1 protein-coding gene is annotated in these 538 nt (G+C 71.2%); it reads right to left on the reverse strand.

Annotated features, from left to right (window positions below; all coding sequences use genetic code 11):
• The coding region (locus BIU89_RS04755) for a dockerin type I domain-containing protein (protein ID WP_254791493.1) at positions 1–483 on the reverse strand (483 nt) is incomplete at its 3' end.
• Positions 484–538: the final 55 nt, after the last annotated feature.

Here is a 538-nt window from a genome sequence, read left to right on the forward strand (position 1 = left end):
GGCCAGGGCGTCGGCGTTGGTGGTGACGATCGAGTTGAGCGCGCGCCCGGTCGACGCGGTGTCGACCTTGGTGCGGTCGTACGCGGCGATGCGGTCGAGGTAGTCCTGCGTGATGGCGACCGAGGTGGTGACCCCGGCGTTCATGGCGGCCTGCATGTCGATGGTGGACGCCTCGACGAGCGTGAACGGGCCGTCGTCGTAGATCATCCGCTGGGACAGCGCCGCGAGGTCCGCGACGGTGATCGTGCCGTCGGCGTCGGTGTCCGCGGCGCTGACCGTCGCCCAGTCGTCACTGGCACTCGTCGTGCCCAGGTGGTCGGTGAGCACCTCAAGGTCGGACTTCGTGACCTGGTCGTCGCCGGTCAGGTCGAGGTCCGTGTAGTACGGCGCGAGCATGGCGGCGGGGCTGGCGTCGACGGCCGCGGGTGCTGCGGCGGCAGTGATCGCCGGGGTCGCGGCGAGGACGGTGCCGACGAGGGCGATGAGTGCGGCGCCAGCGACGGTGGTGCGCTTCTTGCTGGCGGCCTGCTTGCTGGCG

Origin of the sequence: Curtobacterium sp. MCBA15_005 (assembly GCF_001864855.1) — a bacterium.
Taxonomy (GTDB): Bacteria; Actinomycetota; Actinomycetes; order Actinomycetales; family Microbacteriaceae; genus Curtobacterium; species Curtobacterium flaccumfaciens.